Consider the following 22,735-nt stretch of genomic DNA (forward strand, 5'->3'; position numbering starts at 1 on the left):
TCCTTAACTTAAACGTATTACTTTCATAGAAACATTAAAAGTAGAGTTTGCTACGCCCCTATTTTCTATATAAAGATGTACCTTGTTTGTATGATCTTTATCCTCACAAGGAATGGCTAAAATATCATACGTTCTTTTTTCCGATAAGCTTTTATAAATTTGATTCCCATTCTCTTTTTGGTCGTACATAAATAGCATTGCTTCAACGTTTGAATCATTTGTAACTTGAATCGTACGAATATCGTATTTGTTACAACCTACATCCAATGGAGCATATAGAACTTTTCCTGGTTCAATTGTGATTTGTACATTCCTCTCAATAAGGATTGATGGTGTAATCTCACTTTCGGATGTATATCTAAATAATTTCATTACAGTTCCCATATGGTATTCACCTCAATTATGTTTTAGATGAATATTAAAATAAATTGGTTCGAATGCTATGAAGTTTGTATCCTTCACAACCTTTACCCAAAAATCACGCGTACTTTGTGCGGCTACTGAATCAATCTGTATTTCATTCGAATAGTTAGTACCATCTAATGAAATAAGTGCCCAGGTGTAACCTACTTTCTCCATGTATTGCTGAATTGATAGTTTTATATTTGTAGCAGCACCGATATTATCATTTACGATTGTCATTTTTACAATACGCTCATTATTCACCATATAACCTAAATTCGTTGGATCCGTTTTATTTAATTCTTCGCTATTCATTTTGATTTGTAAGGATGAACCCATACAATACATATCTCCACCATAGAAGGTAGCTTGTTTCTTTGCTAGTAGTTCGTTTTCTTCATCATATATTTCTATGATTCCCTCAAACTCTAAAGAAGGGAGTAGAATATCAATGCCTGTATGAACTGCAGCTACAATGTTAGTAGACAGGATATTATCTGCAGTATCTTTTAATACAACTTTATAGTTTTCATATAGTTGGCGCAGACGTAACATATTACTTGTTGTCATAATAATTTTATTGATGTCTAGCGGTACAAATCCCTCTGCAGTTCCTCTTTTTAAAACAACACCAATTCTTTTTGCTGCTAATGAATCGTTATCCGCATAATCAAAAAATGTATCTGTCTTTGTGTAAAAGTCCCATTGATCTTCCTTACATATTGCCATCCACTCTTTATTGCTTTGTGAACTATTAGAAGAATAGGATTCAAGAAACTCAACTTTATTCTTTTCATTTTGATAGATCAGTAAGCCACCTTCATCTCCTTCTTTTGTAGGAGCATAATCCGCAATAACTTGTATTGCAAAATTACCTTGTGGTTTATCGATTAAAAGCATAACGTCTTTATCTGCAGAATGATTCATACGTAAGAATCCTTTTTTAACAGCAGTATTAAATACATTTGATGGTGACATAAGCCATTTTGGATTTACGGAATCAAAATCATCTACAAAGATTTTTCCGCTTTCCTTTTCGTATAGTGAGACCTTAGATTTTTTCTCCAATTCTAAATCTAAGTAGTCTATTGCATATAGAAAAGTATATCTTCCTGTATTACTTCCACTTGCACGTATTGTCACTGTATGCTCCTTATTTTGTAAATTCAAATCTTCATAAACTACTGTAAACTTTGATGTATAAGCGGAAAGGTTAACGGTTCTAGAACTGCCATCAACCGTAACCAAAAGAAATGAGCTTTTTGGTACCTCATCATGTCCCGTAATAATACGAAATCCTGAACCAAAGAATGTAAAAGATAACACTGGAGAAGGCACTTCAGAGGTCGCGTACCATGCATTTCCTGTTTTCGCATATTCGTCACTACCCACAGCGAACCAGCCTTTCGGACCATTAAGGTTCACCCCCTTAAAAAAAGTCTCTACATTAGCTGGTTGACAACTTTTTCTTATCCAACCACTTTCGGGATTGGATAAAATCTTCCCGATGCTCATCATTTTCTACACTCCTTATCTTGTTTTTCTCCAGTTTGAATTTGTCCACCAAGATTGACGACTATGCCGCAGCCATAACTTCGGATCATCATTTTCTTTTTCGATAACTATTAATTCATCTGGTTTTTCTGTATCTAGCACTCTCTCCATTTTGAATAGTTCATTATCCTCTAGAACTAATTCTCTTTCTGGTGTACGTTCAAACCTTTCATATTCCTCTGTAACGCTTTCTAATTCATGTTCCCTATCAAATGTATCTACTTCGTTAGTCACAGTGTCTACAATAGCCTGTCGCTCTAATAATTCTTGTTCACTAACGATTGCATATCGTTCAGATTCCCTTGCTGCATCTACAGTTTTAATTACATCTGTATCTGTTGTTATAACTTTTCTATCAGCTGGTGTTATATCAGAGATAATTCCGCCTTCAAATTCACGTATACCGGTAAAAGCTTCTTGCTCTGTAATAAGAGCTTGTTGTGTATCCTGTTTATAAGAAATGTCTAATGATATATGTTCAGCATCTAATGTAACTGGAACGATGTCAGAAGCTACTTCTTCAATTACTGCAGTTGTATGTTCTTTCATTGCTTTTTCAGATTCAATTGTTTGATCTAGTTTCATCTGCATCAAATTTAATGATTTAGATGAATTATTAAATAAGGTAATACGTGTTTCTAGTTCTTTTTGAACACGGCCGAACAAATCAAATTCTGGAAGATATACAGGAATACCAAGGCCCTCAAATAAATCAAACTCTTCTATGTTAGCTTGAAATTCTTTTTCTGTTTTATTGGCAACTTCATCAGTATCTACATCGGTAATAAGTACGCGTTCTTTTAATCCGGATGAAGAAATTTCATCTACATGTGCAAGTACTGCAGTACCTTCTTTATCCGCATGATCTAGTTCCGCTATATTTGCTTGTAGCTCATTTTTCACATCTGCAAAAGTTACGTCTGGCGATATGCCTTGTAGTTCTTTTACGATGCGGTGAGAATAATCTGCTTCAGCAATGCCAGCATTTACTTCATGTAATCTCTCTGCTTCTTCTGTAACAACTGTCTGGATAACGAATATGTTTTGTGACTTATTTGCATCGTCAGTTCCGGAAATATCTTTAACGGATAACACCCGTGAAGCATTTTTACCTTCCTGTCCGGATTCTATGGCTGCTGTAAATACATTTTCTTTATTTGCAAACTCTTGTCGATCGGCATAAACAGAATCAAGTGTTTTTACAATCCGTTCAAAAGTGTGTGTTGCATCTATATTTGCATACTGTTCTTTTGTTCTTGTAAATGATGCAGACTCATTTCTTTCAGAATCGAATACATTCATTTTCTTGTTTACTTCGTTACTTGCAATAACATCTGCAGCAAGTTCTATTGTTCGAATAGAGTGATCTAGGTTAATTTGCTTTACATCTATGTTACGAATTAAATATGTACTTTCTATATTTTCATAAGGGAGTAGGTTCACGTTTTCTATTTCTTCTAAGCGGTTTGATTCATATTGTGTAGCAATAGATGTTTCAATATCTCTTTGCATACGAGCAAACAAATCATAATCCGGAAGATAAACCGGCATACCCATTCCATCGAATAAATCAAATTCTTCTATAATTCCTTTTACTTCTCGTTCCTTTTTACCGATTTCGAATTGTGCCGGCGTATGAAGGAGTATTTCTTTTCGCTGTATATCACCAATTTCTTTTTCTGCGATAGATGCAGGGAGTACCTTTGAAACTACATTGGATAAAATAACTTTTTCGTGTGTAGCTTGTAATTCCCTGGTTACAATATCGCTTGCTTCATTATGCATCGATACAGCTTCATGATCCTTTGTAACTCTGTCGGCCATAAGATCATTATAAAAACCTTCACCATATACAATACGCGCAACATTTACCCATTCCGGTAGTACTTCCACACCTGCAGCGAATTCACGTAATTTCCCCTTTAGTAAATCCTGCTGGATGATTGGTGCAGCTTCATATTCATTCGTTATAAGATTTGTTTCATCAGAAACGTGTACCATTGCTTCTATCTCATTTGGTCTTTCGCTCTCTACCCCTTCGATATGGTTTATATCGAAAATCCGTCCATGTTGTATTGATTCCTCTGCAGAAATAAGTTGAACAGAAACACTGTCAATCCGTTGTGAATGCTGCATTCCAATGTTGGCCACATTTATATTTCGATTTAATTCAAAATCAGTTGTATTTGAAATATAAGCTTCTACCTCTATTTGTCGCAAAGCATTCTCTACAACATCTGTTAAAATCCCTTTTGCTCTTACTTTTGTAGCGGTTACCCCTGCGTTATCTTCTTTAACAGCTTTATATCTCGCATAGGGAGCAATGCAAACTGGATAATCAACATCGTTTTTGTTTTCTGTATCCGCTGGTGTGATAGAAAAAGAATAAACTTTCTCGTTCTGATCTGGTCCAGAACCAACGACAACAACATGACTTTTTTCTTTGGTACATATAGAAAGGGAAGCAATAGAATAAACTTTTTCACTCATTCTTCTGCTACCCCCTTATGCTTAAATATCTTCTTTGTAGATTGCTAAACCAATTGGATTAAATGGTGTTGCTTTTGCTTGTGTCATAGGACAAACTGGCGTTGTTGGTAATGTGTAACGATATAATTGGGCCATTTCATAAGCGCCTGTGATTTCAGAACCAATAACCGGTGCTTCGTTAAATGTAACGGTCTTATCTTCTGCATTGTATACATAATCCGTTTTTTCTACTTCTTTACATGAAATGAATAGTCTTAACGTTTCGCCCTTCGGCTTATGTTCTAAGTGAAATACTTTACGGTGGCCGTCGCCTTGTCCAAGTACTTCATCTACAACTGTTTTTTCAATTTCTAATTCATCGGCTTGCTGGATATTCTTTGGATGAACCGCATATACATCATCCAGCTTTCCAACATAGCCATCATTCGGATGAACAATATAAATTTGAGATAAATGGTATTTACCGCTATAAACCGATGGATTAAAGCGCCCTTGTCCACTATCTACTGACATATCGTGAGTAATGAAAGCTAAATAATGGTGTTGGTACATTGCTCCTGTGCTTGATTGTGATAATTGAACTGTTTCGTTTCCGTTCGATGTATCAGAACCGTAATCAAGTGGAGCATTACCTATTTTCTTATTTGGAGAATATGAAAACTGATCGCCAGGTCTGCATCCGCTTAAAATCACCATATTTTTTCTTGGTGCAACATCAAATGTATAAAGTTTTCCAATATACAACGGTACGAATAAGGCACGAACCGGATTAGGTGTTGGATCTACACGCATAAACATAATTAAGCGGTCCTTGTTTGCATTCCCATACAGATAAACAACAGAGTCACGATTTAATTCTTTAGAGAAACGCTGCTCTGGTGTAAAACTAATCGATGTATAAGGGGATGGATTTACAAAGTTAATTGTCGAATATACTTCCCCCATAATGCTCTCCATCTTTTGTACATCAAAACTTGTTTTTGCGGTTAATGCATCCAGTGTTCCGTCTTCTTTTGGTAATAAGAAATAAATACCGCTAATCTTAATTGTTGTATCTGCTGCAGGTGCAGTTTTAAATACAATTTCTTTTTCTGTGAAAGAATACTCACTAGGGTCAACAATAATATTATTCTTGTAAACTACGGTTCTGCTTTTATCGAAGTTAGGGAATGGGAATACAAAGTTCTTTTTCGTTCCATCGCCTTTTCCTAATTCACCTAATTTATCACCGGAAAGGATCTCTTTTTCGATGAAATATCGATTGAAAGTGAATAGCAGCATATCATTATTCGGTTCATATGTGTTGGTAGCTAATCTGTATTCGCACGTTACTTTATCGCCTTTCGCAATAGCAGTAGTAAATGTTACTTTTCCTGTAGTTGCATCCACCTTATATTTACTCTTTTCTTGCTCAAACCCATTTACATATACAATGACAGAAGGGCTAAGAACAGGAGAAACAGGAATAGAGAAGTCTTTCTTCACTCCATCCCCCATCCCTAATTTACCTAGTGGAGAATCTGCAGAAATAAACCGGCTATCAGTGAAATCAGAATCAGCAGTGTCATACGCATTTGCTATACCGAATCTTCTGCGTTCTCCATCACTTCCTAACGATTCAAACAACCTTACATCAATAAATTTTGAAATGCCGCTCTTAATTTGGAAAAATAACGTTCGTTTCCAACCGTTATCAGCGAATAGTTTTTCTAATTCTTGCGGTAATGTTTGTAAATATACGACTTTATCAAACCACATATATGTACACTCCTTTATACTGTTTTCTCAAAAATACCTAATCCAGCAGGACGATACGCTGTAGCAGGTCTTTTCGTGATTGGTGAAATAGCATCTACATTGAAGAATTTGTAAATGTCATGTGTATCCGGACAAGTATTCTTTCTAACTTTTAATCTATCGCCATTTAACAGACCTAGCGGTGACAATAGGATCATATAAGGTAAATATCCACGTACACCTTCGTCTGGATGGACAATGTAAGCACGGGAAGTATGTACTTTGTTGCTGTAAACAGACGGGTTAAATTGATATTTGTATTCGTCATTGTCCTGCGATTGCCATGATAGTGAGTATTGGCCACCGTCTTTCCCTACACGATCTGGTGGCATTGAGTTAGGCGCTACATTCCAAGCAATATAATGAGCTTGGTACCGCGCTCCTAATCGTGAACGTTTAATAATTACGTTATCGATACCGTTACCTGGAGAACGCGGATAGGACTTCATAACAGGCATATAGGATTCTACATTTCTATATGGTTTCGGGTCATTAAAATCAAATTTATGTGACGCAGCTTCATTTCCTGTATCAAATGCCGTTCCTGCCCACAATGCATCACCTAGTGTATCATCGTTTGCATAGCTTTCTAATTGGCCCATATAAAGCGGCGTAACTGGAACTACATTATTTTCAAAAGCTGGTGTGTTATCTGCTTGAATTAACAAAACAACGCGACTTTCATCAACTTGGCCATTAATCCGTACCAATGAATCCGGCCACCAATTTGTTTGAGCATCGATACCTTGTAAATTCGTGTTTCGTAATGTTACTTTCACCCAGGGGGACATCATGACTTGTGTCTCTGCTTCATCATAGGAGTAAACTTTATATGTACCGTAACCATTTGGATTTGCCTTTAGAGTAATTCCTATCTTAGTTAATTCCACATCCAATAATATTTTTTCAAATTTATTAGATTCATAGGGAAGAACAAGTACACCTTCATCAGCAACACTTGGCTCTTTTTCAATCATATACACATAAAAGCAAGAACGATCTCTGCCACTTTCCATGCGCTTTTTACCGTCTTCGGCAAAAGCTTTCTTGCCTTCTTCATTTGTGAAGTTGTATTTAATCTCTGTCTTTTTAAGTGACCATTTTGAAATTTGAGCAATTCCATAAATAGAACCGCTATTGTTCTTTACTAGCATGTGCTTACTCATGCCGAATTCAAACTTTGTATCATCGTCAGATTTCTGATCCATATCTGGATAAACTGCTCTGAAAAACGATTTTACTTTCTTCCATCCGTTAGCGATTACCAATTTGACAATCTCGTCCTGGAATTCGCCCTCTGTATACATTTTTTCAACGTATGCCATCTATTTCACGCTCCTAATCTCTTAATAGTTGGTAATTAAGCCATATAGCTTTTTTCTCTGCGGATGCATTGTGGTATTCGAACTTTAGCTCTGCATTAGCAGGTATCGGCTTTACAATGGAGAAATTAAATCCCTCCGGCACATCTTTTACATAAACCTCTTTAAATACTTGTTGGCCATTAATAAATAAATTCCAATAGTCCGTATCACTGTAATGTGAAGCAGCAACAGAAAAAGCAATCATTTCTGTTTCGAATGGTAATGAAAACTTATCTACATGAATTTCATCATGTATACCAACTCTTCGCCCTTGTATGAATGGCTCTGTTTTAGTTGGGAAGTAAGGTGCGTCAAATCTTCCACCAGCCATATAGGTAACTGCAAAACTCATGAGTACGCCCCCTTATCTTAAAAAGTGCAACTCGAACCACACTGTTTTATCAAGAATCCCTTGGTTATGGAATCGAAACACAATTGTGTCTCCTGCTTTTGCTGCTTTATAAACCATAAAGTGCATGCCTTCTGGAATACGCTTCGTATAAATATCTTGGCAAACGGTCTGTCCGTTCACGATTAAATCCCATTTATCGTCTAACTCATAAATGGAGGAACTAACACTAATTGCGTAAATCTCCATATCTGCAGGTAATGTATATTTCTTTTCATCCGTTTTAAATGATGTAGAATCCATAATGAAACCAGGTATAAAAGGTTCTGCTTTGGTCGGATGAAAAGGTGGATCTAATCGCCCACCAGCTAAATAAGTTGTTTCAAACAAGAGCAATCACCCTTTTTCGTGTATTAAAAAATTCCCGTGCGTCATTACGACACATCGGGAATTGGTAAATCGGATAGCATGCCGTTACCTTTATTAAGAAGTCGCGGCTGCACACGCTCCAATTGTTTTTGTGCATTATATATTAATTGTATCTCCATCTCTTTTCCGGTTACTTTATGGGAGACAAGAACCTTTTCTAGCATACCGTGTGTATTAAAGGCTAAATCATAGTGCAGATATTTATCTCCATCGACTGCAGATAAACGAGCACCATCACGAATAAGTGTATAACCTTCTGTCATACCTTCTTTAAATACGTCATTTGGGTCATTACCAGGCATGGGTTTGCCACCGGTATATATTTGCCTATCGATCAATCCTTTCATCAAATACATGATTGGATCGTATAAGTTTTTTTGCATTATCATAGAATCACCCCTAGTTAACCCTCGTAACAGACCAAGTTTTTGCTGGTCGTTGGATATAATAGTGATTTGCATCTTGATTTACCCGAGGAAATGATAAATCTGGTAAAGAACCATAATCAAATAAGATATTATTCTGCGTATCTAGTACTTGTAAACGTCCTGTAAGAATCCCTTTTGGGTTTCGTACTGCTTCAAATACGATAATATTCACACCGTATTCTAGTGGAATATCGACGTATGTCGGATTGTTCCGGATGAAATAATTTTCTTCAACTAACTTATCATTACAATAAATATTTAATAAGTCGCCATCCTCTAAATCCCAATCCCAAAGTTTTAATCGTAGCGTATCAATGTTTACTGTAATACCAGTTATATCTGTATATGGAGCAGGTTCATACCCATAGTTAACTGTTAAATCTAAAGTTTGATAGAATCCATCATCTGCAGATACCATTGTATTAATACCTTTAACAAAGTAATTCCACTGTTGGCCAGAATCTCTATTGAAAACAGAAACTACATCAAATAATTGAATCCGTGGATCCCCAACGACTGCAACTGTTAATGTTCTGAACTTCTGAATTGCTTTTAAATGATAAGCTGCAGCAACTGCTCTTCTTGCAAAGAATGTTGTGGCCCAGGGAACTTCTATCATTTCCTCTCGTAAATCACCCTGCGATACATTTTTTAATAGAAACGAATTAAGAAATCCATTTGCGTAGTCTCCGCATTTAACAACAATACTGTTACTTATATCCTGGTCCGTTAGCTGCATATCTAATGAAATAAGGTTCTCGCCTTCTCTAAAGCTAAACTTTGCAGGTTCGTTAATTGCATAGTCGGGCATTTTCATAAACGTACAACTGCCATCTGGTTCGTGTTTAATGTAATGGAATGTTGTATCTATAATGTCGCGAACAATTTCATCCCATTTTTGAAACCTCTTCCCAGTTGCGCCCTCAACAATCCAACTTTGATTGGTACCAGGGATGTTTACTCCGCTGCCGTGCAATTGAACTCCTGCTTTTTCAAAGAAGAATTTCACTACATCATAAACATTACCGGTTGGTGCAACAATTTCATCTGATCCAGGTGTTGGAATCACCGACTTATGAAGAACCTTTTTATAAGACGTTGTGCAGGTTACTGAAATCGTACCGCTTTCGGCATTTACTTTTACATCAGATACAAAACCATGTATATATGGTAAAGCTTCGTTACCGTAACCAATAGACACTTTAAATTCAGTCTGTGGATATAACTGGTTTGTATTTGTTACCTCACTGTTATAAAACCATTCTTGAATAGAAGAAAACTTACCATACCAGTTATCCGGAGCCATTTCCCCGTATTCATTTGCAAAGCTAATAGTAAATGTACTAGCGAACTGGTCGGCGTTCTCCTGCACTTCTAAGCCGGTTACACGGTGTTGTACTTGTACATAAGAAGAAGAGTCCCTTCTTTTCATATAAACAATTAAATTAGGGGAGTTATTCCCAACCTGGAAATAGCTCCCCAACATTCTAATTAAAGAAATAGATCCTTCTCTCACATTCCATCAACTCCAATACCTGCTTGTGACATAGATGTTAATTTACATTTTGCTATTACTAGCGTTCCTTTTCGTATTGCATCTACTTCATTCGGCGGAATAATACCCCCGTACGTACCATAATCACCGGTGATAATATGAGGACGATATATTTCTCTCATAAAATCGCGCCAATGACTTATATCGTTGAATAGAGCAGTGAATTCTACTTCGCATCCTTTATTCCCAGCACTTTGAAAACGTGGATATCCATGCATGACATTATAGCTTTTTAAGCCGTCTAGTGATTTCGGCATTTTTGTTTGTTCAATCATTGCAATAGTGGGTATAGGTCCAAATGCATAATAATGAACATCACGTATATACGCTATGTCCGAGGAACCGTAACCGCTTGTTGTAAATTCAATTGTTTGTGGACCTGCACCAACAAAGATTTCTCTTGCTTCCCAGGCATAAGCACCTCTTGCTCTAAACTTTTCAATACCATTAACCCGAACTATAAAATATTTATCTGGTAGCATACCATCAGAACCAATAGGAACTTGGGACATAAATGAAAAGTTATATGTCCCTGGCCATGAGAAATTAATGGTATATTGTATTGTGTTTTTTAATTTTGTAGCATCCCCTAAGAGATGGTATGAACCACCTCTCCTATGCAATGTTTTTAATATACTCATACATTTCGCACCGCCATTCCCATTAGATCATCAGCAACTACGTTTTGTAGCAGCTTTCTCATTTTTACAAAGTCTTCTGCATTTTGTAGTTTTTCAACAGCGACTCTGAATGTTGCATTTTGAATTGTTACGCCATTATCTGTTTTCTTCTCAACGTGGGTTTGTCCAGCAAATGGATGTGCAGTTTTACCGATTAGATCAGCTGAACGTGCTCCCATTTGTCCGATTTGAGTAGATACATCGGTTACTAGTTTCATTGGCTTAGGTGGAACCACTGCTTTGTTTAGCAATTCAGAAGCTCTGTCTACTGCAGGAATCATTTTTTCCATCCCTACACCTAGACCTTCTGTAATAAATCCACCAAATTCCATCATTAGGCGTGAAGGGCTTCGAATACCAAAGAACTTTTTAACTGCTTTTGGAATTCCACTGACTACGCCTTTTGCTTTATCAGCTACCCAGCCACCCATTGCAGCCATACCTTCACCAATACCAGCGATGATATCTTTTCCCCAGTTCACTGCATCTTTTGCTACATTTTTTACAATGGATCCTACTTTACTGAAGACATCTTTTACGGTATCTACAATACCTGTAAAAGTACCGGTAATAACTTTCTTAATCGTAGCGAAATTATTTACTATGAAATCTTTAATCGCCCCAACAACACTAAAAATTGTATTTTTAATTTTGTTGAAATTATCAACTACGAAATTAACGAAAGCGCGAACTGCTCCAATGATCGTATCTTTAATAAAATTCCATGCCGCTTGAATGAAGTTTTTTACAGCATTCATCACGGTAATAATTACATTTTTAATAAAGTTGAATGCGTTTTGTACAGTAGTCTTAATGAAATTCAATACAGTAACAAATACTGTTTTTATAAAATTCCATGCTGCAGAAATAATAGTTTTAATAACATTCATCGCTGTGGAAATCACATTTTTTATGAATTCAAATGCAGCACGAACAAACGATTTCAAGAAATTAAGTACAGTGGTAAAGATTGTCTTAATGACATTCCACCCGACTCTGAAAACCGTCTGCCAAAATTTAACGTAAAATGAAATTATATTTTTAATGCCTTCTAATACGAATTTAACAACGCTTTTTATAGCATTTAAAGCAGCATTAAACAGAAATTTAATGACATTCCAACCAACTTCGAATATTTTCTTCCAAGTATTGATATGCCATTTTATTACTGCAGTGATACCTTTCCATGCGCCCTCCAGGATTTTACCTAGAAATGACACGGATGTATGGAAGACTTTCTTTGTACCTTCCCAGAATCCAGAAAAGAACTTAGACAACCCATTCCAAGCGGCTTTTGCACCTTTTACAGTTGCGTCCCACCCTTTAGAACAAACATCGCCTATCCATTTCACGGCTTGCTTTGTGTATTTTACAACGTCATCCCAGTTTTTATAAATTAAATATACTAATCCAACAATAGCTAATATTGCAATCGTCCAGGGATTCATGAGTAATGTCATTGCAGATCGTCCAAGTATAGCGAGTGCCTTACCTATCGCACCAAACATACCAATAAGTTTAGGGCCTACCTTTAAAAGTCCAGCAAATGCAGTACTTCCTAGAAACGCAACTGCTCTTCCTATCATTCCGAACATACCAATCAATCTAGGGCCGAGCTTTAATATGCCCGTAAATAACAATGGTACCTTAGATAATACCGGTACTAGGAATCTAAATGATCCAACAAATGCACCAACTCCACTTGTCATAAAGCCCATCATTGCAATTAGTGGACCTAATACAGCAACCATACCTAAAATTGCTACAATACCAATTTGAATTGGCTTAGGAATAGAACTAAATGCCTTTGCAGCTAATTCCACAGCTTTAATAATTGGTGGAAGGGCTACTTCTGCAATATCTAAAATGGCTTGTCCTAATGGTTCTAATGATGCCATCGTAGTGCGCATTAACTTTTGCCAACGAACACCAAAGGCTTCTTGCTGTGTTTTCTGCATTTTGCCCATCGTTCCCTCAACATCACCTAATGCACCATTGGCATCATTAAGACCTAAGACAGCTTGAGCACCCATGTCTTCCCATTTTGTCATTGTGTTATCGTAAAGGCTTTTTATCCTCTACTTCCGGGGATTCCTCCGCATAATAGGATGTCGATTCATCCTCGGTTCGGCATACGTTTTCACTTATTAGTGTCGCGGTCTCGTGGAGGGATTATATCTTTTCACCCTCTATGCTCTGCCCCTGGCCATACTTTGCATAGCCTTCGGTTCAAATTAGGATTCGCACCCTCTTTGCTTTATACCGCGATTTTAATTCGGCACAACTTATCATCTACCGAATACAGCAACTCCAAGTTGGTTTGCTTTTACTTTATCGTCCATCTTACCTAAATCACCTAAGACGGCATTAAATACATCTGCAGAAGTTCCTTTACCTTTGTTGAAGTTATCCCATACTTTTTGTGTTTCGGGAGACATTTCAGCAAAAGCATTAGCTACACCTTTTGAACCATCCTGTACACGAATACCGAACTCTTTTACAAGGTCGTTAATGTAATCGAGGTTATAACTGCCATCACGGGTTCCGTTTGCCATAATGGTAAACATCTCGTTAGCAGAGAACCCGGCTTGTTTATAAAGTGGTGCATATTCGGACACATTATCAAACATTTCATTTGAATAGTTCAAACCCTCTTGTCCACCAGCAGCAAATAAATCAAATGCCTCTTTTGAAGAAATACCGAAATTAGTCATTAATTGCCCTGCACCACGGGTTACTTCATTGATATCAGAATCAAATGTTTTACCCAGTGTCATAGCACTCTTTGTAGCTTCCTCTAATTCTTCATGAGGAACTTCTTTCATATTTTGATACACTTTTATAAGGGATTGATCTACTTCTTCAATACTTTGGCCAAATCCATCTTTCCAAGTTTCTTTTGCGATTTTACCAAGGTTTTCGGCACCTTTTTCAGTAAGACCTAAAGAGGATTGGATGTTTCTTTGAGAAGTATCAAAATCAGAAGCTACTTTAACTGCTGCAGCACCAATACCAGCTAAAGGTAATGAAACACCAGCGGTCATATTAGCGCCTGTTTCTTGCATCTTGCTACCTACATGGCTAATTGATTCCCCTGCTTTTTGGAATTTATCATGCATTCCGTTTGCAGTTTTTTGTACACGATCTTCGAATTGCTGTAAATCTTTATAAGCACCTTCTGCTTTAATACCAATCGTTCCGAACAATTGGAACATTTCAGCGAGCATTTATGCACCCCCTTCGCTGGGGTCTATTACCCTTTTATTCCTCATCGTCGTCTTCTTGGAATTGAGCCATAATCTGCTCAACGTGCGCTTCACATGCTTCTTTCGTCCATACTTCTCCCATCTCATACGATGACTCTTTATCGTCTTGAGTATCGGTAAGTCCAAAAGCTTGAAGGTAATCGTTGAAAGTAGTACCTTCTTCAAGCTGACGAGTTTGAAAGCCAATGAACGCCATCTTCTTCCACTCATTTAGTTCTTCTTGCTGCTCTTCTTGTGCAATTAATGAAAATAAATCCATTAAACGCGAATAAGGTATGGATAAGACATATTCATCTGTCCATCCATACCGCTTCTGAATCTTATCGAAAGCACGTAACATGTTTTGTTCAGCTTCCTCTAAATATTCATCTGTATCTTCGTTTACGCTTGCATTTGAGCTGCTGCTGGTTTGCTCCATTTCTCGCTCTGAACTTTCACGAGTCCCTTGACCTGGTTGAAAAAAGTCATTAAGTCCTCACTTTCTAATAGGCCCTGTATAACAGCAACCATTGCTTCTGGAGGGAATTGTCGAAACTCTTCTGCTTTTACTTTTAATAAACTAGCAAAGAACTCTGTGAAATCATCTTCGCAAGCAGGAATCATTGTTAGGACACGGAAAGCGAATTCTAATCCTTTTTGTTGCTGCCTCTCTTTAAGTGCAGCTAACTGCGCTTGTTTTTGTTCTTCTGGAAGAGCTTCTGCTACTATAGTTAGTTCATCCATTTCTTGCTTATCCTTACCAAAATCAGCGAAGTTGGCCATTGCACTGCGTCCAACTTTTGAAATGATCTTAGCAAATCGCCAAACATCAGTTACATTTAAACGTCGCATTTCCACTTTTACACCCATGATTGTAATTTCTGTACCGTTATTCATCATTTTCTCTAAAATAGAAGCCATTCCGTTCTCTCCTTTTAGCATTTAGCTCGTTTTATGTAATAGAAAACCGACTACCATTTATACGGTAGCCGGTGCTTTTAGTGTTGTTGTTTTCTTTTTCTTCGGTAAGTAAATTTCATATGGCGGTGTAGATGGTGCAGATTCACTGTAATGACCAATAAACTTGCATTTCAAGCCAACCGTTCCTTTACCATCTTTTAGATCAACCTCAATAGATGAAACTACCATCGCATTACGAATTACAAAGATAACAGGTGATTCACTTCCAGAAATCATACCGATTAATGCTATATCATGGTAACTTGAATCAGGAATATCATTAGAAGGTTTCATAATATCGTAGTCTGTTTCTGTAGTACTATCTATTGTCATACCAGGTAAAGCTAACTGCAGATTTTCTTTCGTAAATTCAACTAGTGTAAGTTCTACATGAGGTTCATCTTTTAGCAACCACTTACCGCGTACCATTTTACCTAATACGCCATCAATATCCGCATCGTAATACTCACGATCAAAACCTACTTTTGTGCCGCCTGTCGTCGCTCCTACAAGTTCACCTAAATCTTTTACACTTTTAAATCCTTTGTACATGACACCAGGACCGATAACAAAATTATCAGTAGTCCCTTCACGGACACCATTAATTAATTTCCAGCTCATTTGTCCTACCCCCTAATACAAGTCCGTTCGCATGGTTCGGACAAGAAATTTCGCATTTATATGAATGATAGATGGGTCTTCATCCGGTACCGGCAGTTTACCGGCACGATGTATAGAAAGTATCCCATCATCTTTTAAACCAACTTCTCTATCTAGTAACTTCTCAATACGTGTAGCAATTAACTTTGCCTTATCATAATCCCCGTTATCGCAATACACATCGAAATTAAGAATCATACGATCTATAATTTCAACATCATCCGGATTATCTGCTTCAATTCTCATAACTACATAAGGCATTTCCATATCATCTTGTGCAGTTTGGAATGAAAGAGCAGGGCCTTTGTCCTCGCCTTCACCATATTCTGATAGATTAGCTTTTATTATTTCATCGTTCTCTACAAGCATTCTAATAGCTGCAATAGCATTAGACATACAATTACCCTCCCATCATTCTTTTAAGCTCTCTGCGCTCTTTTTCAAACGCTTTTAATAGGAATGGACGGGCTTCCATATTACTTGTACCAGCTTCAAGCCATATCGCTTTCTGCAAATCGCTTCCTACTGCACCCAATACCTCTGATTGTGACCGTTTAACATTGTATTTAATCGAATTTAACAAGTCACCGGTACGAACAGCAGGAGCTTCACCTGGTTTAGAAGCAGTATATTTACGACTCGTATGAGGTATTTTGTATTGTTTACCGCTACGGCTACCTGTGAGATTCTTCTTAACTTGATTTTGTAAATGAATAGATGCTGCTGTGACTTTTTCAACACACATAGCGTTAATATGCGTCTTTATTTGCTCCATATTGCTTGAGTACTCAATTTCTACTGAATTAGCCATATAGAATCATACCTTTTCGCAATAAATTTCAATGTGGTGATTCATAAACGCAGGATTACGCGGCTCTCCTTTTACTTCAAACATATAATCAACACCTAATTCTTCACTTTTGAAATGAATACGATCATTAGGCTTAATTTTGTAAGAAGCAGGTGCATATATTTTAAAGGTTGTATCAAAATTTTGTTTATCACGCTTAAATCTCTCATTATCAGCAGCAGAATTAGTAGTTACACGGCAAATCATATTCTCATAAATGTCCTCTTCTACTTCTGCATAATTACCAGAGGATTGTTTCTTTTTTGATTTTCGTTTTACAACTACCTCATGAATATATAAATCATCCATTCCACCATCATCGAAATACATTTCGTTCATGTGGCCATCACCGGCTTAACTCTTGCTCTAAAGCCTTTTAAACCATTGAGTATCTTATTATTTGTAGCTGGTTCATCTAGCGTTTCCGGGCTAATCTGGTACGAATAATCGCCAATACTCTCCGATGTCTTCATACCTTTTCGTTGTAAGTTAGCACGAACTACTGCAGAAACAACCAAATCAATAATACATTTCTTCATAAGTACCTGCAGATCATCATAATCTTGTATCTTATATTCGAATTCATATAACTGATTTTCAGATAAACCGTAAACAATACGCCCATTTACAGTAATAGAATCGGTCATATCTTGTTTAGAACTAACATGAGTTACTTTTGCTACAGATTCAGCAGTAAAAGAAAGCCAAGCCAATTTACTTGTCCGAATGATTTCTTTCATCGGATTCTCCGGCTTGACTCTTAAATACTTTCTTGTAATAACTGCATAGTAATCTATTAGCTCTTGAATAACCGTATCGGGCATTTTCTGCACATTTACGCGGTCTTTAATGTCCTGCACGGTAATATCCATTATGTTTCTTTCTCCTTCTTATCGACTTCGCTTACAAGTTCAAAATGTCCAGTACTTACTAAGTAATCTGCTTTATCATTTGCAACTGTTTCCTCTTGGCCATTCTTAAACTTTTGTCCATAAGCGGTGTAAGTGCCACCTAATCGCAGCGCAACTATTTTCATAATTAACACCCCTTTCACGAATGTAAACTAATAAATAGTAATTTACATTCAAATATTTACATTACTGATTTTTAATGAAATAATTAAAATACTTTAGGAGGTTGATACACTTGATGAAATTTTTCTTTATTTTATCAGCTCTCTCAGTAATAATATTACCTTTGCTAAATAAAACATCATTAGCGATTTTATTTGCCAGTTTATTTTTTATACTTGCTATATTTTTTAGTAAACCTCGATTTATTAAAAAATAATATAACAATTAAACTCCCAAGATTAATATGAAACTTGGGAGTTTAATTTATTTTCACCTTTTTTCACGAATGTAAACTAATCTATGAAAGTTTACATTCGTTTTGTTGGTTTTATTGACTCTATCTCGTTTCCCATTAAAAACAAGAAATTAATAAAAAAGTATACATTCAAAACCCTAATAACAAAGAGTTTATTTCCATAAAAAATACGCCTGGCTATTAAGCGCCAAACGTATCTGGAATATTTGTTAGGATTGCTACTGCATCCATTTCTTGAACTACAGCATCATCATCAAAGTGAATTACATAGAAACGTTTATCTTCCATTACTGCAGATTTACCTTCTGTAGTTTTACGAACACGAGTGTCGTATGTATTAACCGCAATGAAGTTTTTAGGATCTGCAAGAATAATAACATCGTCTTCTAAAGATGGAACCGTAACAATTCCGTATCCCATTGGTTTATTAACTTGATCCCCTGCTCCAAGTAGTGCAGCATCACCAGCGCCAGTAGGACGATTTGTTAAATACTCAATCCATTTTTCTCTACGGCTTGGAGACATAATCCAACGTAGGTTGCTGTTTTTATATTTATTTGGCATTGCACCGGATAAAGCAAAGATAGAACCTTTTCCAAATCCATTCGCCGCCGCTGCTTCACCTGTACCAGTTACTAACTTAGCGTGATCGACAATATGAGACTCTTTCGATTTCTTGATTTTTTTCAACCATCCATCATTGATAGATAACATTCCGTCTGAAGACTCTGTATCTCCATTCCAATGTAAATCCTCTAAATCAATACCTAATTGAGTAGACATGAGAGCCATTACAGTATCTTCATATCCTTCACCTTCAATATTTTCACGGAGTAATTCTTCTGTAATCTCCCAAGGTAAGCGAATAGCCTTTGTATTGTACTCAATTTTAGATGTTTGAACACCTGCGCGGTAATTATCATCACTGTTTTCTGTTTTCTTACGTAAGATACGGCCACCAATTGCAATTTTATCTAATTCACCTTGTTTTGCCTTACGCATTTCTTTACGGTGTAATTGTGAGAATGGTGTTGTATCGAATGCCATACGGAAGAACTCTTTACTTTGCTCTGGATTTAATAATCCTGCATTCGTTCCACCGGTTGTCATTGCTCCCTTTTCAATACGATCTAGACGTTTTAATAATTCTGCATTAGTCATTGTCATAGTTATAATCCTCCCCTTACAGGTTTAATCCTGTCCATTTAGATTTTTTGATTGTTTGTTGTCCAGATATTGGATCTCCATCTGGATCTAAACCTTTACGAATAGAAGCAGTTTTTCCGATATCCTCAATTTGTTTTGCGATTGGTTCTATAGCTTTTTGAATCATTCCCTCAATTTTCTCTGTTTCTGTTTGCTCTTCCGGTGTAGGATTATCGCCAGGAACTTCCTCGCCATTTACTTGTTTTGCGATTTTTTCTACCTGCTCGGCAAATGGTTGTATAGCTTGTTTTACGATTTCTGCAATTTCTTCTGCTTTCATTTCCTCATCCTCCTGTGGTGTAGCAGCTTCTTTTATTTCGGTAATTAAAGATAGTGCTTCATCTAATTTCGTGTGATTCTTTTGGGATAATACTTTCCCGGCTTTTTTAATGGATTCAAGCACAATACTCTCTGCTTGTCCGTTATCAGCTGCTTTAGCGATGGTATAACCACCATTAATAGAAGAAAGTATTTCCTTCATATCATCAAGTGCTGCTGTCATACGGTCGATATCGGGATTGTTCTCCCAAATCTCCCAATAGAACACATCTTCGAACAAGTCAAAAACAGCACGTAAATCACGTTTTTGCTTTCCATCGATAAAGCGATCTTTCACTTCACCTTTTGCAATTTTGTGATTTTCACCTTTGAAGAAATCGACCATTTTACGAATAATCCCCTTCTCTTCATGAGTAAGATCATCAGCCTTCGCAATTTCTACACGCTCGCCAAATCCTCCCATTGAAAAGCCGGTTACTTCACCTTTTTTGATTTCTTCCCAGGTGTCTGTATCGTCAACACGAACTGTCATGAGCCATGTTCCGGCTTTCACTTCTTGTTCGCCTACTGTCATATCACTTTTAGCAATCCAGTTTTCTACAACTGTACCCTTACCAGCAATTTCATCATGTTGTTTATCGACGTGTTGGTAATTTTCCATAAAGGTATATGCAGCCTTTTCTATTTCTTCTGCAGTCATTGTGTCCCCGTGCGAATCTTCCACATCTGGTTCATATACAACGCCTGTAACAAGCTGCTTCTCTTCCTCTGTTTTAAGGATTGGAACTTGCTTTGATATATTAGGTTGTTTAGCCGTCGCACTCTTCATAATGGCAAACTGACGACCATTTGCACCCTTTGTAACTAATGAAACATAACTAATATTGGCATTCTTTAGTTCATATCCCATCGTTTTACCTCCTTCCCTATAAATATTGGGGTTCCACTGTCAAAACGCATCGCAGCAATTACAGCCGTATACGTTTTGACGATGAAACCCCAATCAATAGGTATATTTCTATTACTCTTCTGAAATCATAGTGCAGCGGCAATGTGGATGAGCTGGCGGACACATCTTTCCATTACTGAATGGTTCATCTATATCTACCGTTTCGCCATGTAAACCACCACACTCTTTACAAACACGCTCGTCGTTTCCTGTAAGCCATGTTTTTTTATTTCTATTTGCACCCTTATAAGCAATTAGATTGCCGTAATTCATTGCATAGGTTGTTTCTGTACGTGCAATCATCATTGCTCTGTAGTTACTGGATTCTGACATTACATCTGCAATAGAAACGCTTAATGCATCGACACCCATTCCTTCACTAAGATTCTTTAGCATTGTTTCTCTTAATCTATCTTTAGTGGTTTCATGGATTCCCTTTGCTAATTCAAAGGCATAAGCAGCAACCCATTTTGCAGCAACGTCACCAATAGGATCTAATACCATCCAGGTTAATCCGTTTGTTGCAATAGCACTTTGTACGAATTCCGTTACATCATCTTGTAGAGTGTTAGTGACTTCATCAACAAACATTTGTCGCTCTTCATCCCAATCTACGCTATCCAGGAACTCGTCAACTTCTGCTTCTGCAATTACAAGATCAATCTCTTCATCTGCTTTATTAATACGCATTACGGGAAGCAGGTTTAAGAGCCTATTTCCCTGTCCGGAAAAAAATCAGCTACCTTCTTTTGCATAACCTTCTCTACTTCTTCATGCTTTTCCCTAAATGTATTAATAGCAATTATGTTCTCTTGTTCATTATCTGCAGCTTTATTTATAGGTTCTACTTGAGAAGCGACTGGTCCACCTTCAAAGAATGAATCACCATCTGCTACAGGTTCATAGCCTACTACCTTACGAGATTCATTCCGTGTTAATATACGTTTCTCATAACCACCTGCTGCATATTGCATATCAGCTTCACGATCATCCGTATCGATTTCGTTTAATTTGAAATGCCAATCTAAACCGCCTAGTATTTCAGCAAATACACGGAACAATTGATTATTCAATCGATGCTCTAATATTTCTTGGCCAGGTTCAATAATAGAACGCTTGTACATCTCGTTCATTTCTTTAGCAGTTGTTTGCCCTAATGAACCAGTCATAGCCCAACCGATACGATAAGGCGGTACACGATGAGCCACGCATATTTCCATTGCGCTATCCTGCTTATATAAACGGAAACTACCTTCTTTTACATCTGGGCTTATTTTTTCTAGTCTAGCTTTTGCTCCTGGCGGTACAGGAACAACGGCTAACTTATGATGTTCTCCTTTTGTTTCTGCAGAGAAAAATACTTTTAGTTCATTTTCAGTTCCGGAATCTATTTCATCGACTCCCTCAAGGAATAGGATGGAATCCGGAATAGTCTTACCTGTGAAAAAGTTAATGTTATAATCTCTTACTGCTTGAGAGCCAACTATCGAACCAATAGAACTAACGTAATTAGGTATACCGTAATAAGAAGAACGAGAACCGAATTTACGAATAACAATTACTTCTCCTGCTTTTTCTGTTCCGTTTTCTGCAATATCCTCTGCACCTAAAGGCCTACCATCAGCAAGGTGATAATCATCGGTATAACCAAACTTTTTAAACCACCGCTCTTTGTTATTTACGATTTGAGCAAAGCGTATTTTGTCCTTATGAGCACGTACTGTATGACCTGGTATATGATAAAGCTCTACTGGACTTTCACCTTTTTTATCGCGAACAACTTCAATAACGCCCCATCCAACTGTTTCATAATCCTCCCATACAGCTCTAAGAATTTCTGAACTTGTCATTTCTGGATTACAATTCCGCATGAACTCTTTTAGCCTTTTATATTGCTCTTGGCTTGCTTCTTTCACTTCTTCAAAAGGTGCGAAGTCAAAACCGACACCTGCAATATCATCCACTTTGGCGCTAATACAAGCTGAATGAATAGGGTTACTTTCTTTTATATCCAGCAGCACTTTCATATCATAAGGAGGTTTAATCAATCCCTTATCGCCATATATTTGTGCAAATGGGTCAACTGCCATTTGTTTGCTGTTGTCTTCCTTATTCTTTGGATCATCTGCAGCTTTATTGATGCTAAATACTTTTACATTCTTTATGGTTTTCTTGTCGCTCATATCCTTTGTATGTCCTCCTTTCTTCT

At 37.0% G+C, this 22,735-nt stretch carries 22 protein-coding genes and 2 pseudogenes; all 24 read right to left on the reverse strand.

The genetic code is table 11. The features are described 5' to 3' along the window. Nucleotides 1-3 precede the first annotated feature (3 nt). On the reverse strand, nucleotides 4-384 hold the full coding sequence (locus tag MKX77_RS13455) for a DUF1998 domain-containing protein (protein WP_215564305.1): 381 nt from the start codon (nucleotides 382-384) through the stop codon (nucleotides 4-6). A gap of 12 nt (nucleotides 385-396) precedes the next feature. Further along, nucleotides 397-1,911: pseudogene (locus MKX77_RS13460) on the reverse strand (hypothetical protein); the annotation flags it as partial. A 21-nt stretch (nucleotides 1,912-1,932) separates the two neighbouring features. Beyond that, nucleotides 1,933-4,446 (reverse strand): hypothetical protein, encoded by a 2,514-nt coding sequence (locus MKX77_RS13465; protein ID WP_341306907.1) that lies wholly within the window; start codon nucleotides 4,444-4,446, stop codon nucleotides 1,933-1,935. A gap of 21 nt (nucleotides 4,447-4,467) precedes the next feature. Beyond that, nucleotides 4,468-6,204, reverse strand: a complete 1,737-nt coding sequence (locus MKX77_RS13470) for a hypothetical protein (RefSeq protein WP_341306908.1) — start codon at nucleotides 6,202-6,204, stop codon at nucleotides 4,468-4,470. 14 nt (nucleotides 6,205-6,218) lie between these two features. Continuing rightward, nucleotides 6,219-7,568 (reverse strand): hypothetical protein, encoded by a 1,350-nt coding sequence (locus tag MKX77_RS13475; RefSeq protein WP_341306909.1) that lies wholly within the window; start codon nucleotides 7,566-7,568, stop codon nucleotides 6,219-6,221. 13 nt (nucleotides 7,569-7,581) lie between these two features. Continuing rightward, entirely contained in the window at nucleotides 7,582-7,959 is a 378-nt protein-coding gene (locus MKX77_RS13480) for a Low copy number virion structural protein (protein WP_341306910.1), read from the reverse strand. A gap of 12 nt (nucleotides 7,960-7,971) precedes the next feature. Next, nucleotides 7,972-8,346 carry a Low copy number virion structural protein gene (locus MKX77_RS13485; RefSeq protein WP_341306911.1) on the reverse strand — a complete coding sequence of 125 codons (375 nt, stop codon included), beginning with the start codon at nucleotides 8,344-8,346 and terminating at the stop codon, nucleotides 7,972-7,974. A 44-nt stretch (nucleotides 8,347-8,390) separates the two neighbouring features. Further along, a complete protein-coding gene (locus MKX77_RS13490; RefSeq protein WP_341306912.1) occupies nucleotides 8,391-8,774 on the reverse strand; it encodes a hypothetical protein in 384 nt (127 codons plus the stop codon). 10 nt (nucleotides 8,775-8,784) lie between these two features. Beyond that, nucleotides 8,785-10,329: a hypothetical protein gene (locus tag MKX77_RS13495; protein ID WP_341306913.1), complete on the reverse strand. Its 1,545-nt coding sequence runs from the start codon at nucleotides 10,327-10,329 to the stop codon at nucleotides 8,785-8,787. Beyond that, the gene (locus MKX77_RS13500; RefSeq protein ID WP_341306914.1) at nucleotides 10,326-11,009 is read right to left on the reverse strand and encodes a hypothetical protein; all 684 of its coding nucleotides are present in this window, start codon (nucleotides 11,007-11,009) and stop codon (nucleotides 10,326-10,328) included. Before MKX77_RS13500 ends, MKX77_RS13495 begins: the two co-directional genes overlap by 4 nt. Beyond that, nucleotides 11,006-13,099 carry a hypothetical protein gene (locus tag MKX77_RS13505; protein ID WP_341306915.1) on the reverse strand — a complete coding sequence of 698 codons (2,094 nt, stop codon included), beginning with the start codon at nucleotides 13,097-13,099 and terminating at the stop codon, nucleotides 11,006-11,008. Before MKX77_RS13505 ends, MKX77_RS13500 begins: the two co-directional genes overlap by 4 nt. Nucleotides 13,100-13,342: 243 nt before the next feature. After that, nucleotides 13,343-14,275: pseudogene (locus MKX77_RS13510) on the reverse strand (phage tail tape measure protein); the annotation flags it as partial. Nucleotides 14,276-14,309: 34 nt separating this feature from the next. After that, entirely contained in the window at nucleotides 14,310-14,732 is a 423-nt protein-coding gene (locus MKX77_RS13515; protein ID WP_002136003.1) for a hypothetical protein, read from the reverse strand. Continuing rightward, nucleotides 14,696-15,214 carry a hypothetical protein gene (locus MKX77_RS13520; protein WP_341306916.1) on the reverse strand — a complete coding sequence of 173 codons (519 nt, stop codon included), beginning with the start codon at nucleotides 15,212-15,214 and terminating at the stop codon, nucleotides 14,696-14,698. Before MKX77_RS13520 ends, MKX77_RS13515 begins: the two co-directional genes overlap by 37 nt. A gap of 57 nt (nucleotides 15,215-15,271) precedes the next feature. Continuing rightward, the gene (locus MKX77_RS13525; RefSeq protein ID WP_341306917.1) at nucleotides 15,272-15,874 is read right to left on the reverse strand and encodes a hypothetical protein; all 603 of its coding nucleotides are present in this window, start codon (nucleotides 15,872-15,874) and stop codon (nucleotides 15,272-15,274) included. A 12-nt stretch (nucleotides 15,875-15,886) separates the two neighbouring features. Continuing rightward, entirely contained in the window at nucleotides 15,887-16,309 is a 423-nt protein-coding gene (locus tag MKX77_RS13530) for a hypothetical protein (protein ID WP_000063393.1), read from the reverse strand. A gap of 4 nt (nucleotides 16,310-16,313) precedes the next feature. Beyond that, on the reverse strand, nucleotides 16,314-16,724 hold the full coding sequence (locus MKX77_RS13535; RefSeq protein ID WP_085313693.1) for an HK97-gp10 family putative phage morphogenesis protein: 411 nt from the start codon (nucleotides 16,722-16,724) through the stop codon (nucleotides 16,314-16,316). Nucleotides 16,725-16,730: 6 nt separating this feature from the next. Then, on the reverse strand, nucleotides 16,731-17,102 hold the full coding sequence (locus MKX77_RS13540) for a hypothetical protein (protein ID WP_341306918.1): 372 nt from the start codon (nucleotides 17,100-17,102) through the stop codon (nucleotides 16,731-16,733). Further along, complete coding sequence (locus tag MKX77_RS13545) at nucleotides 17,099-17,635, reverse strand: hypothetical protein (RefSeq protein WP_341306919.1); 537 nt, start codon at nucleotides 17,633-17,635, stop codon at nucleotides 17,099-17,101. Before MKX77_RS13545 ends, MKX77_RS13540 begins: the two co-directional genes overlap by 4 nt. Further along, on the reverse strand, nucleotides 17,635-17,799 hold the full coding sequence (locus MKX77_RS13550; RefSeq protein WP_215564287.1) for a YqbF domain-containing protein: 165 nt from the start codon (nucleotides 17,797-17,799) through the stop codon (nucleotides 17,635-17,637). Before MKX77_RS13550 ends, MKX77_RS13545 begins: the two co-directional genes overlap by 1 nt. 473 nt (nucleotides 17,800-18,272) lie before the next feature. Then, nucleotides 18,273-19,259, reverse strand: coding sequence for a phage major capsid family protein (locus MKX77_RS13555; protein WP_341306920.1), 987 nt, complete (start codon nucleotides 19,257-19,259; stop codon nucleotides 18,273-18,275). Nucleotides 19,260-19,275: 16 nt separating this feature from the next. Continuing rightward, on the reverse strand, nucleotides 19,276-20,487 hold the full coding sequence (locus MKX77_RS13560; protein ID WP_341306921.1) for an XkdF-like putative serine protease domain-containing protein: 1,212 nt from the start codon (nucleotides 20,485-20,487) through the stop codon (nucleotides 19,276-19,278). Nucleotides 20,488-20,598: 111 nt separating this feature from the next. Next, on the reverse strand, nucleotides 20,599-21,117 hold the full coding sequence (locus tag MKX77_RS13565) for a phage head morphogenesis protein (protein WP_341307963.1): 519 nt from the start codon (nucleotides 21,115-21,117) through the stop codon (nucleotides 20,599-20,601). Between the two features lie 113 nt (nucleotides 21,118-21,230). Continuing rightward, nucleotides 21,231-22,709: a phage portal protein gene (locus MKX77_RS13570; protein WP_341306922.1), complete on the reverse strand. Its 1,479-nt coding sequence runs from the start codon at nucleotides 22,707-22,709 to the stop codon at nucleotides 21,231-21,233. Nucleotides 22,710-22,735 lie beyond the last annotated feature (26 nt).

Source organism: Bacillus sp. FSL R9-9410, from assembly GCF_038050385.1.
Lineage (GTDB): Bacteria > Bacillota > Bacilli > Bacillales > Bacillaceae_G > Bacillus_A > Bacillus_A cereus_U.

Excerpts from the sequence above, each read along its gene's own strand:
- MKX77_RS13455 (WP_215564305.1), bottom strand. The coding sequence starts at position 384 with ATGGGAACTGTAATGAAATTATTTAGATATACATCCGAAAGTGAGATT.
- MKX77_RS13465 (WP_341306907.1), bottom strand. The coding sequence starts at position 4,446 with ATGAGTGAAAAAGTTTATTCTATTGCTTCCCTTTCTATATGTACCAAA.
- MKX77_RS13470 (WP_341306908.1), bottom strand. The coding sequence starts at position 6,204 with ATGTGGTTTGATAAAGTCGTATATTTACAAACATTACCGCAAGAATTA.
- MKX77_RS13475 (WP_341306909.1), bottom strand. The coding sequence starts at position 7,568 with ATGGCATACGTTGAAAAAATGTATACAGAGGGCGAATTCCAGGACGAG.
- MKX77_RS13480 (WP_341306910.1), bottom strand. The coding sequence starts at position 7,959 with ATGAGTTTTGCAGTTACCTATATGGCTGGTGGAAGATTTGACGCACCT.
- MKX77_RS13490 (WP_341306912.1), bottom strand. The coding sequence starts at position 8,774 with ATGATAATGCAAAAAAACTTATACGATCCAATCATGTATTTGATGAAA.
- MKX77_RS13500 (WP_341306914.1), bottom strand. The coding sequence starts at position 11,009 with ATGAGTATATTAAAAACATTGCATAGGAGAGGTGGTTCATACCATCTC.
- MKX77_RS13505 (WP_341306915.1), bottom strand. The coding sequence starts at position 13,099 with ATGACAAAATGGGAAGACATGGGTGCTCAAGCTGTCTTAGGTCTTAAT.
- MKX77_RS13515 (WP_002136003.1), bottom strand. The coding sequence starts at position 14,732 with ATGGAGCAAACCAGCAGCAGCTCAAATGCAAGCGTAAACGAAGATACA.
- MKX77_RS13520 (WP_341306916.1), bottom strand. The coding sequence starts at position 15,214 with ATGGCTTCTATTTTAGAGAAAATGATGAATAACGGTACAGAAATTACA.
- MKX77_RS13525 (WP_341306917.1), bottom strand. The coding sequence starts at position 15,874 with ATGAGCTGGAAATTAATTAATGGTGTCCGTGAAGGGACTACTGATAAT.
- MKX77_RS13530 (WP_000063393.1), bottom strand. The coding sequence starts at position 16,309 with ATGTCTAATGCTATTGCAGCTATTAGAATGCTTGTAGAGAACGATGAA.
- MKX77_RS13535 (WP_085313693.1), bottom strand. The coding sequence starts at position 16,724 with ATGGCTAATTCAGTAGAAATTGAGTACTCAAGCAATATGGAGCAAATA.
- MKX77_RS13540 (WP_341306918.1), bottom strand. The coding sequence starts at position 17,102 with ATGAACGAAATGTATTTCGATGATGGTGGAATGGATGATTTATATATT.
- MKX77_RS13545 (WP_341306919.1), bottom strand. The coding sequence starts at position 17,635 with ATGGATATTACCGTGCAGGACATTAAAGACCGCGTAAATGTGCAGAAA.
- MKX77_RS13550 (WP_215564287.1), bottom strand. The coding sequence starts at position 17,799 with ATGAAAATAGTTGCGCTGCGATTAGGTGGCACTTACACCGCTTATGGA.
- MKX77_RS13555 (WP_341306920.1), bottom strand. The coding sequence starts at position 19,259 with ATGACAATGACTAATGCAGAATTATTAAAACGTCTAGATCGTATTGAA.
- MKX77_RS13560 (WP_341306921.1), bottom strand. The coding sequence starts at position 20,487 with ATGGGATATGAACTAAAGAATGCCAATATTAGTTATGTTTCATTAGTT.
- MKX77_RS13565 (WP_341307963.1), bottom strand. The coding sequence starts at position 21,117 with ATGTTTGTTGATGAAGTCACTAACACTCTACAAGATGATGTAACGGAA.
- MKX77_RS13570 (WP_341306922.1), bottom strand. The coding sequence starts at position 22,709 with ATGAGCGACAAGAAAACCATAAAGAATGTAAAAGTATTTAGCATCAAT.